Origin of the sequence: Bifidobacterium longum subsp. infantis ATCC 15697 = JCM 1222 = DSM 20088 (assembly GCF_000269965.1) — a bacterium.
Classification (GTDB): Bacteria; Actinomycetota; Actinomycetes; order Actinomycetales; family Bifidobacteriaceae; genus Bifidobacterium; species Bifidobacterium infantis.
Genome location: NC_017219.1, coordinates 2,183,255 through 2,195,654 on the forward strand (window position 1 = coordinate 2,183,255; position 12,400 = coordinate 2,195,654).

The 12,400-nt window shown below is 63.1% G+C and carries 10 protein-coding genes and 1 pseudogene; 1 reads left to right on the forward strand and 10 read right to left on the reverse strand.

The window, feature by feature from the left end; genetic code table 11:
• Nucleotides 1–51: 51 nt before the first annotated feature.
• On the reverse strand, nt 52–2,007 hold the full coding sequence (gene recQ / locus BLIJ_RS10390; RefSeq protein WP_012578274.1) for a DNA helicase RecQ: 1,956 nt from the start codon (nt 2,005–2,007) through the stop codon (nt 52–54).
• Nucleotides 2,008–2,165: 158 nt separating this feature from the next.
• Here recQ and BLIJ_RS10395 point away from each other — a divergent pair, with 158 nt between their 5' ends.
• Nucleotides 2,166–3,890 (forward strand): L,D-transpeptidase, encoded by a 1,725-nt coding sequence (locus tag BLIJ_RS10395; RefSeq protein WP_012578275.1) that lies wholly within the window; start codon nt 2,166–2,168, stop codon nt 3,888–3,890.
• A gap of 138 nt (nt 3,891–4,028) precedes the next feature.
• Here the strand turns inward: BLIJ_RS10395 and BLIJ_RS10400 are convergent.
• From BLIJ_RS10400 to BLIJ_RS10440, 9 genes and pseudogenes are all read right to left on the reverse strand, one after another.
• Nucleotides 4,029–4,790, reverse strand: a pseudogene (locus tag BLIJ_RS10400) (PLP-dependent transferase); the annotation flags it as partial.
• Between the two features lie 24 nt (nt 4,791–4,814).
• Entirely contained in the window at nt 4,815–5,453 is a 639-nt protein-coding gene (locus BLIJ_RS10405) for a pyridoxal-phosphate dependent enzyme (protein WP_012578277.1), read from the reverse strand.
• 532 nt (nt 5,454–5,985) lie between these two features.
• Nucleotides 5,986–6,288, reverse strand: a complete 303-nt coding sequence (locus tag BLIJ_RS10410; RefSeq protein ID WP_012578278.1) for a hypothetical protein — start codon at nt 6,286–6,288, stop codon at nt 5,986–5,988.
• A gap of 4 nt (nt 6,289–6,292) precedes the next feature.
• Nucleotides 6,293–7,699, reverse strand: coding sequence for an MFS transporter (locus BLIJ_RS10415; protein ID WP_012578279.1), 1,407 nt, complete (start codon nt 7,697–7,699; stop codon nt 6,293–6,295).
• Nucleotides 7,700–7,770: 71 nt separating this feature from the next.
• The gene (locus tag BLIJ_RS10420) at nt 7,771–8,727 is read right to left on the reverse strand and encodes a nucleoside hydrolase (protein WP_012578280.1); all 957 of its coding nucleotides are present in this window, start codon (nt 8,725–8,727) and stop codon (nt 7,771–7,773) included.
• A 95-nt stretch (nt 8,728–8,822) separates the two neighbouring features.
• The gene (locus BLIJ_RS10425; RefSeq protein ID WP_012578281.1) at nt 8,823–9,608 is read right to left on the reverse strand and encodes an ABC transporter ATP-binding protein; all 786 of its coding nucleotides are present in this window, start codon (nt 9,606–9,608) and stop codon (nt 8,823–8,825) included.
• Complete coding sequence (locus tag BLIJ_RS10430) at nt 9,601–10,443, reverse strand: ATP-binding cassette domain-containing protein (RefSeq protein ID WP_012578282.1); 843 nt, start codon at nt 10,441–10,443, stop codon at nt 9,601–9,603. The genes BLIJ_RS10425 and BLIJ_RS10430 overlap by 8 nt, the downstream gene beginning before the upstream one ends.
• The gene (locus tag BLIJ_RS10435) at nt 10,433–11,374 is read right to left on the reverse strand and encodes an ABC transporter permease (RefSeq protein WP_012578283.1); all 942 of its coding nucleotides are present in this window, start codon (nt 11,372–11,374) and stop codon (nt 10,433–10,435) included. Before BLIJ_RS10435 ends, BLIJ_RS10430 begins: the two co-directional genes overlap by 11 nt.
• Nucleotides 11,374–12,339 (reverse strand): ABC transporter permease, encoded by a 966-nt coding sequence (locus BLIJ_RS10440; protein ID WP_012578284.1) that lies wholly within the window; start codon nt 12,337–12,339, stop codon nt 11,374–11,376. The genes BLIJ_RS10435 and BLIJ_RS10440 overlap by 1 nt, the downstream gene beginning before the upstream one ends.
• Nucleotides 12,340–12,400 lie beyond the last annotated feature (61 nt).

Here is a 12,400-nt window from a genome sequence, read left to right on the forward strand (position 1 = left end):
CGCCAGCCCAAGAACGCCCGCAAATACTCCGCGGTTCGCTATAGGAGATTGTTATGACGCACTCCCGGCATTGAACGAGGCGACGGTTTGCATGAAGCGCTGGCCGTAGAGGTCGAGCTTGTGTTGACCGACGCCGTTGACCGCCAGAAATTGCGCGTTGGTAACCGGCTTGATGCGGGCCATGTCGCGCAAGGTCTTGTCGGAGAACACGATGTACGGCGGCTTGCCGATTTCCTGGGCGATGGTGCGTCGCAGTTCGCGTAGCTTCTGGAACAGCGATTCCTCGTCATCGTCCGGGATATACGAGCCCAGCGCATCGCCGGGAACATTGGCGGAATCGGCAGTATCAGCCACTCCCCCGCTCCGACCGGAACCGGCCGCCGCCGACTTGCGTTCCACCCGTTTGATCTCATAGTGGAAGTCGGGAGCGGCGGTTTCGGCCGCCCGCGCACCGAACATGACGATTGGCATACGCCCTTCGGCGATTGACAGGTAACCGTCCGTGGCCATCTGGCTCAACACGTCGCGAACGCGAGCCTCGTTCACGTCCTTGAGCATGCCGAAGGTGGGCATCCGCTCCGGGTTCAGCCATGCCAGATCCTGTGCCCGCGAACCGCGCAGGATCTTGACGATCTTGCCGGAACCGACGCGCTGCCCCACGTCATGCACGCAACGGCTGATTGCCTGCGCCACGCGGGTCACGTCGATGGTCTCGAACGTGCTTTCACAGTTCGAGCAGGCACCGCATCTGCCGGACTGCGAAGAGTCCGCCGCAATGTCTTCACCCGCCGTGGAACCAGCATTCGACGACAATTCCTGACCGAAATACCGGGTCATATACCGGTGCAGGCAGTCGGTGGTGCGGCAGTAGCCGACCATACCGTCCAGCAGCCGGCGCTTGGACTGGCGAACGATTTCCTGCTCTTCGGGAGTCAATCGCTCGTTCTCATAATCGTTATCCAGCAACCGACGCCGGGTGACGATGTCTGACTCATTCCACAGCAGCGTGCATCGGCTGGGCTCGCCGTCACGGCCCGCGCGGCCGGCCTCCTGATAGTAGGCCTCAATGGATTCGGGCAGATTGTGGTGGATGACGTAACGCACGTTGGACTTATCGATGCCCATGCCGAAAGCGTTGGTGGCCACGACCACCGGCACCTTGTCGGTGATGAAGTCGCGCTGGGCCGCCTCACGCGCGTCCGGCGACATGCCGCCATGGTAGGCGACAGCCGGATGCCCCATCTGGTTCAGCGTGTCGGCGAGTGCTTCGGTGGTCTTGCGGGTGGCGCAGTAGACGATGCCGGATTCGTCCGTATGGTCGGCCACATACCGCGCCACCCATGCGGCCTTGTATTTGGTCTCCAGTTTGACCACATCAAAATACAGGTTCGACCGGTCGAATCCGGTAACGGTGACGGCCGGATTCCGCAATCCCAGCAGTCCCACGATGTCCCGGCGCACCCGTTCGGTGGCGGTGGCGGTGAACGCACCCACCGGTGGACGCTGCGGCAGCCCGGCGATGAAATCGCCGATACCTAAGTACGACGAGCGGAAGTCCTGACCCCACTGGGAGACGCAGTGGGCTTCGTCCACGGCGATCAGCGAGATCGGCGTACGGGCGGCAAAGTCGCGGAATCGCCCGGTTTCCAAGCGTTCCGGGGCCACGTACAGCAGTTTGATCTGTCCGGCGGCGGCTTGGGCGAACACCATCGCCTGCTCGTCGGGAGTTTGAGTGGTGTTGATGAACGCGGCCGGCAGACCGAGGTCGTTCAGCGCATCGACCTGGTCGCGCATCAGGGAAATCAAGGGAGATATGACCAAAGTCGCACCCGGGCTGAGCGCGGCGGGAATCTGGTAGCACACGGACTTGCCTGCGCCGGTGGGCATCACGCCCAAGACATCGCGTCCGGCAAGCAAAGCCTCGACAATTCCTTGCTGTCCGGGCCTAAACGAGTCATAGCCGAAGTATCGTGTGAGCGCCTCCAGCGCCGCCTGATGTGCTGTCATAAACGACCAGTGTAGGCCGACCGCGGATGGATTTCATCGTATAACGGAATACCTCGTAACGATGTACGTAGCCCTTCCGTATTATTATGCGTCGAGGAACGCTATTCCCGGCATATCGCACGATATGCCGCTTTGAGAGAACTAAGACGGGGCATTTTATGGCCAACGATACATTTTCCTTCTCCTCTCCTGACGATCAGGAGACGGCGGTGTTGCAGCCTGTGGCCGCCGATGGGCTGTTCGCAGCCGCGGCCACAGGTACCGCCACACCACAGCAAAGTGACAATGGCACCAATAACCATGCCGACAATACAGCCTATGTGGGTGAACATGTCATGGCATCTACCACCGCTAAATCACATGGCAAGGCCGCACGGATCGCCATCATAACCATATTTGCAGTGTTGCTTGCCGCATTAATAGCCTATTTCTTCGTCGGACGTTGGTACTTCCAAGACAAGGCTGCGCCCGGTGTTCATTTGGGCAATGTCTCTGTCATGGGCCAGACCCGCGAAGAACTTGCGAATACTGTGAAGCAGCAGCAGAATAACACCACGGTGACGTTCACCGCCGAAGGAAACAGCGTCAAAGCCTCGCTGAAGGACCTTGGTGTCACCGTCGACACGGATAAAACCGTAGATGCGCTGTTGAACGCGAAGACCGGCGACGTGGCCAAGCTCAATATTTTCGATCAGCCGCATATCGCTCTGACCGCCACCACGCACAAAGAGACTGCCGAACAATTCGTCACCGACGGCCTGGTCGACGAGACCGACCGAGCGCAGATTGCCACCGTTGTCTACAACAAGAGCACCAAGCAGTTCGATTACACCGCGGGTCAGGATGGCAAGGGCCCGGATATCAATGTTGTCAATGCTGCAGTCAAGGAGGCCGTCGCGACCCCGGGCGAAAATGCGACGGTGCCGGTCAAGATACAGACTGCAAAGAATCCGATTGATGAGGCGAGCGCACAGCAAACACAGTTTGACGCCAATGCCAAGCTTGGCCTCAAACTGACCGTGGACAACGGCGTGAACAAGAGCGTCACCATCCCGGCCGATACCATTGCCTCATTCCTCAAGCCCACGGTGAATAAGGCGGATGGCACCATGAGTCTGGTAGTCGACCGCGATGCCATCACCAAGTACGTCACCAGTGACAGCGTAACCAAGGAACTGACTGTTCCCAAGGTGACACGCGAGGTCTACATCACGCCGAAAGACGAAGGCGGCGTGGAAATTGGTGCCGATAAGACACTCGGCGTGGATGGTATTGAAGTGACTGGTGCCGGGGACGCCCCCGAACGTCTGGCTACCGCCATCGAGCAGAACCAGTCCACTGATTCCACTGTGGCTGTGAAAGACAGCCCATATGATGTCAAGCAGGTCGAGGTGCCTCATAACTTCGATACGGCAAATGGCGATAAGTGGGTTCATGTTGATCTGACGAACCAGACTGCCACTGCATATCAGGGCACCACGGTGGTCAGGAAGTTCAACATCGCTTCTGGCAAGCCCACCGACGATGGTTCCATGCTGTCCGATACCGGCACGTTCTACGTGTATCTCAAGTACGAATCGCAGACCATGGTTGGCGAAGGCTACAACCAGCCAGGCACGCCGTGGATTTCCTACTATAACGGCGGCGAAGCCCTGCACGGTGTTCCTGCATACATGTGGGGCGAGCACCCCATCTATGTGCAGCAGGGTATCCCAGGCTCGCACGGCTGCATCAACATGCAGGTGGCCGACGCCAAGTGGATGTACGACTTTGCCACCATCGGCACTCGTGTGGTCGTTGATGGCACCACACCGACTTCCGGTCAGGCGTTGCGCCCGGCTGGTGCGGATGCCACTGGATGGCAGGGCGGCAACGCCAGCTGATTCAATCCATGTTTAATCGATAACGAAAAATCCCCGACCCTTGTGGGCCGGGGTTTTTTGTAGGTACCAATCGATAGCGAGTCCGCCGATAAGCGTGGTGGCACCGTCAATACGGTGCCACCAGTACCGTCAGTACAGTCAGATACGATCCAACGCCTGCTTGAGATCGGCGATAAGGTCGTCGGCGTTCTCGATACCGACCGAGATACGCACCAGGTTGGCGGGCACCTGCAGGGTGGTGCCGGCCACGGAGGCGTGGGTCATGGCGGCGGGCACCTCGATGAGGCTTTCCACACCGCCGAGCGATTCGGCCAGTGTGAAGATCTGCGTGTGGTCCACGAAGTGCTTGGCCGCCTCGGCACCGCCCGCGAGCTGCACGGAGACGATGCCGCCGAAGCCGCCGTGCATCTGGCGGGCGGCGATTTCATGAGCAGGGTGGGACTCGAGGCCCGGGTACCAGACGCGCTCAATCACATCAGAGGGCTGGGATTCGAGCCATTCGGCCACCTTCAGGGCGTTGGCACTGTGGCGCTTGACGCGCAGATCCAGGGTCTTCAGGCCGCGGATGTCCAGCCAGGAGTCGAACGGGGAGGGCACTGCGCCGGCGGCGTTCTGCAGGAAGGCGACCTTCTCGCGGGTCTCCTCGTCGTTGACCACCACGGCACCGCCGACCACGTCGGAGTGGCCGCCGATGTACTTGGTGGTGGAGTAGACCACCACATCGGCGCCATCGGCCAGCGGGTGCTGAAGGGCGGGCGAGGCGAAGGTGTTGTCGACCGCGACCTTGGTGCCGTACTTGTGGGCAACTTCGGCGGTGGCCGCGATGTCGGTGATGTTGAGCAGCGGGTTGGACGGGGTCTCGACCCACACATACTGGTAGTGCTTGGAGGCCAGTGCGGATATTGGTATTGATTCTTTTGATAGCTAGTTATGGAGTCCGTCCCCAGCTCCCTCATCAGAGGGAGCTCCGTCAAGGTACTGCTCGGCGAGGGAGGGTTTGCTGGTGCGCTCCACAATATCGCCGTAGCCGTTGGCGCGCATCCAGTCGTCATTGAAGATCTTCTCCAGATAGCTGCGGCCGGAATCAGGGGCGAGCACCACCACGATCTGGTTCTCGTCCAAATCATTGGCGAGCGCGTACTTGATGGCGCTGGCCACGGCCATGCCGGACGAGCCGCCGACCAGCAGCGCCTCCTCGCCGGCCAGACGGCGGGTCATTTCAAAGGCTTCGGCGTCGGATACGCGCACGATGTCGTCGGTGATATTCCGGTTGAAGGCCTTGGGGTAGAAGTCCTCCCCCACGCCCTCGATGTCGTACTGGTGGACTTCATCGCGTGAGGAAGCGGAGTAGATGGAGCCTTCCGGGTCGGAGCCGATGACTTTGACCGCGCCGTTGGAGGCTTCCTTGAGGTACTTGCCGGTGCCGGAGATGGTGCCGCCGGGGTTGAAGTATTCGACTTTGACGGCGATGGTGGATTTGACGCCGGCCACCTGCGGGATGTGGTTGAGTTTGACGAGTGGGGTGTTGCCGATGAGTTCTGCGAGGCTGTTGTGGATGGTCATGTGAAGTCCTTCGTTGCTGGGGTTGTGGCGTTTTGCTGCGTTGCGTTCGTGAACCGACGTTCCCAGACGAATGGACTGTGGCTTTGGTTTGAAATCGAGTATTCCCACTCACTGTACGGTGAAGCCGAAAAGTGAGTCGGCTTTTCATGTCGGCCCACAGCTCGCGCGTTACACGGTTACGCTCGTGCCATCAATTCCATGAAAATTCATGCGACAGATTTGCCGCAATTCGAATGCTCTATCTCAAGTTATGCGTCACTGACCGCTCGCCCAGGGGCGTCGGTTAGCGACAACAACATGAGATAATCTGCATGTCCCACACCATAGCACAACCCGCGACAAGCGCGTGTCGCCGGCGTTCATATGGTGGCCAAGATTCTTTGACAACGATTCCGCCACGCCTTCAAGCAGAACGCTTCCATACCGCCAATCATGCTCTTGTAATGGCAGAATCGTCAATCCGAAGTGATGGCAAAACACAACAGTTCGGATCATAGACAACGATGAGGGCCGGCACAAGCCGGCCCTCATTTCACTTCGCCACGACCTGACGGCCCTGCACCCACACTGCGCGGATGTTCTCGGGTACGGCAAGATTGAGGATCTTCTGGAAGATGTCGGCGGGTGGCTCCTGCTCACCGTCCGGGATGCGGCGATATACGCCATGCCGCCGAGCTTCGTCCCGCTCGACGGCATACCGTTCGGCATCCGGCTGGAGCACGGACGTGATGATGCCCCGGTCATCAATCAGGAACAGGGCGTTGTGGAAATACGCGACCTCGTCGCACGTGCGCGCGGTGAAGCCGGATCCTTCAATGGCCAGGGACAGCGTCATGGCATCAGTCCTGTGCGTAGATCTTCTTGCGGAACACGAGGAACACAATCAGACCGAGCGTCATGACGCCGGCGCCGATGAGCAGCAGGTTCGCGTATCCGGCCGCGGCACCGGTGGCGCCGGTGATGCTGGAACCGGCGAGCGCCTGCGAACCCATGAGTCCACCGATGATGGAGATGCCGATGGAGGCGGTCACGTTCATCAGCAGATCGTTCATGCCCACGCCACGGCCGGACTCCTCCTGCGGAATCGTGCTCAGCACGGTGGAGACCACGGGCGAATACATCAGACCCACGCCGCAGTAGAACACGCATGCGGCGATCGTCAACGCCAGGAAGCCGGCGTTGACGGCCAGGGCGGCGGACACGAAGCCGGCGATCATGAGGCATGCGGCGATGATCAGCGCAGCCTGCTTGCCGATCCTGCCGATGATCAGGCCGGAGCAGGTGCCCACGATGGCCGCGCACACGAACGCCCACACGACGTACGTGGACACCTGGGCGGTGGTCATGCCGTACACGGTGGTGCCGATGCCGTTGAACAGCGGGGAGATGCAGTAGTTGGTGAAGTAGAACACGAGGATCAGCGACATGGCCGCCAGCCAGCGCGTGTTCTTGAAGAAGGCGGGGGTCACGAACGGATCGGAGGCCTTGGCGATGTACACGGCGAAGACCACGAACAGCGCGACGGCCACGATGAGCATCCACCATGCCATGTAGGAGAAGAACAGGGTGAGGAACGCGCTGGCCAGGCCGAAGATGGTGAAGCCGATCCAATCGACCTTGTCGCCGCTGCCCTGACGTCCGGGCAGGCTCTTGAGCAGGGTGGGCAGGAAGAGGATGGTGACGGCGGGGATGAGGAACAGGTACTGCCAGGCGATGGAGCTGAGCGCGCCGGCAGCGAACACGCCGATGGAGGCGGACAGCTGGTAGCCGGCGGTGTACAGGCCGAAGAACACGACCTTGAGCTCGTTCTTCAGATATTTGGTGGTGATGACCAGATACACGGAGCCGGCCACCTGTTCGCCTGCGGTCTGCAGCACGCGGGCGACGATGACGGTCCACAGGTTCGCGGGGAAGAAGAAGTTGGCCACGAACCCGAAAACGGAGCCGACGAACAGCATGATCAGGCCGACGATGACCAGTCGCTTCAGGGAGACGAAGTCGCCGAGCGAACCGTAGATGAAGCACACGATGCCGAGCACGATGCTCGGGAAGGCGGTGATCAGCGAGGCCTGGGCCGGGGCGCCGACGTCTTCGCCCACCTGGGTGAACACGAGGTTGAAGCCCTGCAGGCACAGGGTGCCGAGGATGAAGGTGATGAGCAGCAGCACCAGGGCCTTGACGGCCGTTTGGGTGGTGACCTGCTCGTCGGCGGACTTGACGTCCGCGGTGTTGGTCGATGATGTCATGGAATTCCTCTCTGTTCTCTGTTTGCTATGCTCTGTTTGCGGTGTTCGGCATGTTCCGTGCGCCGACGCCGTTACCCGGCGTGCTTGGCGAGCGCGGTGATGCGGGTCATGAACTCGTGCAGGAAACGCGGCACGTCGACGCCGACCGCGGCCTTCATGGTCTTGACCGGATCGTTGAGGCGCGTATTGTCGCCGATGGTGCGGCCGCGCGTGGGGCCGTCCACATCCACCTTGAGGTTCATGGGCAGGGTGTCGACCAGCGTGGGGTCCACGGCCACGCCGACCGCCAGGGGGTCGTGCAGGCCGCAGCCGCCCAGATGCGGGGAGGTCGTCTCGTATGCCTTGATGTAGAAGTCGGTCATGTCCGCCAGGAACGCGCCGGCCTTGGTGCCCAGATCACGCCACTGCCGGGTCTCCCGGTAGGTGAGCAGGGTCTGGAGCGTCACGTCGAGGCCGATCATCGTGGCCGGGGCGCCCGAACGGAACAGGTAATCGGCGGCGTCGGGATCCTGGGAGATGTTCGCCTCCTCCCAGGCGTTCACGTTGCCGCAGACGGTCAGCGCACCGCCCATAAGCACGATGCGGCCGATCTCGTCCTTGATCTCCGGCGCCTTGCGCAATGCGGCGGCGATGTTGGTCATCGGGCCGGTGGGCACGTAGACGAGCTCCTTGCCGTACGTCTTGGCCGCGTCGATGATGAAGTCGACCGCCGGCTCGGATTGCGGTTCGCGGTTCGAATCGGGGATCGAGACGTCGCCTATGCCGTTGGCGCCGTGGATGAACTTGGAGATCTCCAGCACCTCGAACGAGTCGGTGGTGCTGGAGTGCGGCAGACCCTTGTACACCCCGACTTCCGGGTGGCCGAGCAGATCGGTGATGGCCAGCGCGTTGCGCACGCCCTGGTCGAGCAGCACATTGCCGTATGTGCCGGTGATGCCGATCAATTCCACTTCCGGACTGCCCAATGCGTATGCGATGGCGAGCGCGTCATCCACACCGGTGTCAAGGTCGAGAATGAGCTTTGTCATGAAACACCCTTCCCTTGGGGGGCGAGACCGAATGGCCGTCACTGATTCCCCCGCAAGCATCATCTATGATAGCCGCCATGCCGCGATGGTGCGCGTCAGAGCGAGGCGGCCTCGATAAGCCGTCTGGTGTAATCGGATTGCGGGTCGCCGAGCACCGCGGAGGTGACGCCCGTCTCCTCGACCCGCCCGTCATGGAGCACCACGATACGGTCGGCGATGTGCCGTACCACGCCGAGATCGTGGGAGACCATGATGATGGCGGTGTCCGGGCGGGCCGCACGGATGGCGGCGAAGGTGTCGAGTATCTGGATGCGGGCGGCCACGTCGATGGCGCTCATCGGCTCGTCGGCGAGTATCACTTTGGGTTCGTTGATGACGGCGCGGGCGATGGCCACACGCTGCGCCTGTCCGCCGGACAGGTCGATCGGGTATCGGTCCAGGAAGTCCGCCGGTTCGAGGCCGGCCATGGTCAGGGCCGAGGCCACCCGTTCGGCGATGGCCGCGGATCCAAGGTCACGCCGTTGCAGGGTCAGCGGTTCGGCCACCGATCTGGCGACCCGCCATCGTGGGTCGAGCGAGGAGAACGGGTTCTGGAACACCAGACCGGATTCGCGGCGCAGGGCCCGCCCTCCCGGCGACCTGCGGCCCGGGGCCACGGATTGGCCCTCGTAGTCCACGCTGCCGGCGTCGGCGGGTTCCAGGCCCAGCATGATGCGGGTCAACGTGGATTTTCCCGAACCGGAGCCGCCGATCACGGCGAGGCATTCGCCGGCGTGGACGTCGACGGAGATGTCGAAGAGGACTTGGTGGCGTGCGGCGCGCGGGCCGAAGGATTTGGTGATGGAGTGGGCGGAGAGGAGCGGCACACTGCTGTTACTCATGCGAATCCTCCTTGGGAGTGTGGAGGGTGAGGGTTTGGGCGGCGGCGACTAGGCGCTGGGCCTGCGGCGTGTCGGGCGCGGCGAGCAGATCGGCGGTGGCCCCTGATTCGATGATGCGGCCGGCGTCCAACACGTAGCATCGTTCGGTGGCCCGCGCGAGCACGGAGAAATCGTGGGTGATGAACAGCATGGATGCGCCGGCGTCGTCCACCAGCGAGGTCAGCAGGTCCACGATCTGGCGTTGCGTGATGGAGTCGAGCGCCGTGGTGGGTTCGTCGGCGATGATGAACCGCGGCGAGGTGATCAGCGCCGTGGCGATGCCTACGCGCTGCTGTTGGCCGCCGGAGAGTTCATGCGGGTATTTGCCGGCCACGTCACGGCCCAGTCCGACCTTGTCCAACATGAAGGCCACCCGGTCGGCGCGTTCGGCTTTGCTCAGATCGTAGTGCATGCGCAACGGCAGGGCGATCTGCTGCGCCGCGGTCATCACCGGATTGAGCGCATGGGCCGGATTCTGGAATACCGTGCCCACATACCGGCCTCGCAGGTCGGCGAGGACATGCTCGTCGGCGTATGTGCAACGCGCGTTCCCCGCCAGCCCGTCCGCGCCGCCGTCTTCGCCGGACAGCACGGAGGTGTCCCCCATCGTGATCTCGCCGGACGGCACGGCCTCATGCGGCAACAGGCCGAGCAGCGATTTGGCGATCATCGACTTGCCGGAGCCGGAGGCCCCTATCAGGCCCACCCGTTCGCCGTCCGCGATGGACAGGTCGACGCCCCCGATGATCGGCGTGCCGCCGATGACGATGCGCAGTCCACGGATCTCAACGCTCATCGTCCGCCTCCTTCGCCGCCGACGCGGCGTCTGCGCGCACGGCGCGGCCGACCCCGGCCGATCGCCGCAGCGCGGGGTTGGACACCGGGTCGGTGGCGTCGCGCAACGCGTCGCCGAACAGGTTCAGCGCGACCACCACCAGGGTGACGATCAGACCGGGCCACACCACCGTCAACGGAAACACGTTGATGAGTTTGACCGAGGTGGCCAGCGAATGGCCCCAGCTCGGCACCCCCGCGCCGACGCCCACGCCCAGATAGGTCAGGCCCGCCTCGGCCAGCACCGAGGTGCCCGCCGACATCGACGATTGCACCATCAGCACCGGCGTGATGTTCGGCACGATGTGTCTGACCAGTACGCCGAACCCGCTGGCGCCGTTCGCCCGGGCCGACTGCACGTATCCCGAGCGGGCGGCGAGCAGGGCGGCCGGACGGGCGACGCGCGCCAGATGCAGCCCGTAGCCGATGGAGCACGCGCCGATCACCACGGCCGCGGATGCGCCGAACGGCACGGCGAGCAGCAGGGCGATGAGCACGGTGGGGATGGAGATCAGCGCGTCGACCACGGCGACCGACGCCGAGGCGAGCACCGCGGAACGGGCGACCATAAGCCCGACCAGCAGCATGCCGATGCAGGCCGAGCAGATGACGGTCAGCAGGGCGATGGCAAGGTTCGTGCGTGAGCCGGCCATCAGCCAGCTCAGCACGTCCGCGCCGGTGCCGTCGGTGCCCAGCCAATGCGCGGACGACGGCTTGTCCCACACGTGGTAGCCGTCGGTGGCCAGCAACGACTGCGGGGTCCAGAACAACGACACCAGGGCGACGACCATCCACAACCCCAGCACGATCAGCGAGTAGCGGCCGGTGCCACGGGACCAGATGGTGCCCAGAACCACGCCCGAACGACGCCATCGACCATTGCGATCAACCATCATTCCTCCTTTCCGGCGGCCAGACGCGGGTCAAGCAGCGCGTGCAGCAGATCCACCGCCAGGCCGATCAGCAGGAAGAACGCGGCGAGCAGGAACAGCTCGCTTTGCACGGCCACCAGATCGCGGTTGCCGACGTCGCCCACCAGCAGGGCGCCCAGACCGGGCAGGGCGAACAGGTTCTCCACCACCATCACGCCGGTGATCATCGAGGCGAACGCCAGCCCCACCACCGAGACGAGTTGCGGAGCCGCCAACCGCAATCCCACGCGCACCAACGCCTGGGTGCGGGTCATGCCGCAGGACATGGCCATATCGATCGGACCTCCCTCATCGGCGATGCCTTCCAGAATGGAGCGCGTGTAACGCATGATGCCCGCACCGGACACGAATCCGGTGGCAAGCGCCGGCAGGATCAGGGACGAGACCGCCCGCCCGGGAGCGCCCCACCCAGCGGCGGGGAACCCCTGCGAGGGCAGCAGACCGACAAGGCCCACGCCCCGTGCGAACAGAAGGATGAGCATCAGGCCGCTCCACAGGGCCGGTACGGCGCCGCCCACGATGGACAGCACGCGCAGGAAACCGCGCACGGCCGGCGACCGGGAGATCACGGCGGCGGCGCCCATGGACAAGCCGAGGGTGAGCGCGATGGCCAGACTCATCACGATCAGCGGGAACGTGATCGTCGCACGTTGGCCGACCTGGGAGGTCACCGCCCGCCCGGTCAGCGCCGACACGCCGAGGTCACCGTGCAGCAGCCCTCCGGCCCAGTCGAGATACTGCACGACATACGGCCGGTCAAGGCCGAATTCGGCGCGCAGGGCCGCCACACGCGCCGGCGATGCGTTCATGCCGGCCATCACGACCGCCACGTCGCCCGGCAGGATGCGCAGCATCGCGAACACCAGCACCGAAATGCCGAACAGCGCCGCCGCGAACAGCAGCAAGCGTTGCATCAAGAACCGCATAACGCCTCCCTTATCGATTCCCTCGCCACCGCCCGTGGCGTCACCGGCCGGATGGGCCGTC